This is a genomic window from Paracoccus sp. DMF (assembly GCF_004407025.1).
In the GTDB taxonomy this organism is placed as follows: Bacteria; Pseudomonadota; Alphaproteobacteria; order Rhodobacterales; family Rhodobacteraceae; genus Paracoccus; species Paracoccus aminovorans_B.
The window spans coordinates 1-797 of the sequence record NZ_SOKV02000171.1 but is presented as its reverse complement, the minus strand read 5'-3'; the positions used below and the strand labels follow the sequence as shown (position 1 = coordinate 797).

Here is a 797-nt window from a genome sequence, read left to right as displayed (position 1 = left end):
CCTCGATCCCCCTCGTGGAAATCCGCACATGAAGTCCCTGAACGCCGCTTTGCAGGCCCATCTCGACGAGGGGACGACGACACTCGCCTGGTGCTGGCGGATCACCCGCGCCGACGGAGTGACCTTCGGTTTCACCGACCACGACCGGACGCTGGCGTTCGACGGCACCGAGTTCGAACCGGAAAGCGGGCTGACAGCGTCCGAGGTGCGGTCTGGGTCCGATTTGTCCGTCGATGCGCAGGACGCGCAAGGCGTGCTGTCATCGGATCGGATTACCGAAACCGACATCCTCGACGGCCGCTGGGACGCCGCAGTTGTCGAGGTCTGGCGCGTGAACTGGGCGAGCCCGGCGCAACGCGTGCTTCTGCGCCGCGGGGCCATCGGACAGATCCGGAGCGGGCGGCTCGCCTTCGTGGCGGAGGTGCGGAGCCTTGCCCATGTCCTCGGCCAGACGGTGGGGCGGACGTTTCAGGCGAGTTGCGACGCCGCGCTGGGCGATGCGCGCTGCGGCGTGAACCTCGAAGCACCGGCCTTCAAGGGGACCGGTGCCGTGATCGATGTGCTGCGCGACCGGGCGTTCACGGCCTCCGGCCTCGGCAGTTTCGCTGCGGGCTGGTTTGCCTTCGGGCTGGTGGAATGGTCGACCGGCGCGAATACCGGGCGGCGGGTCGAGGTGCTGTCGCATGACCTCGTCGACGGGGTGGCGATCCTGACCCTGCTGGAAGCGCCGGTGCGTCCGATCACGGCGACGGATGCCTTCGTGATCCGGGCGGGCTGCGACAAGCGGATCGCGACCT

Annotated in this window: 1 protein-coding gene; it reads left to right on the top strand. The window is 68.6% G+C overall.

Annotated features, from left to right (window positions below):
• Positions 1 to 28: 28 nt before the first annotated feature.
• On the top strand, positions 29 to 797 hold a 769-nt coding region (locus E3D03_RS21030), incomplete at its 3' end, for a DUF2163 domain-containing protein (RefSeq protein WP_263568557.1).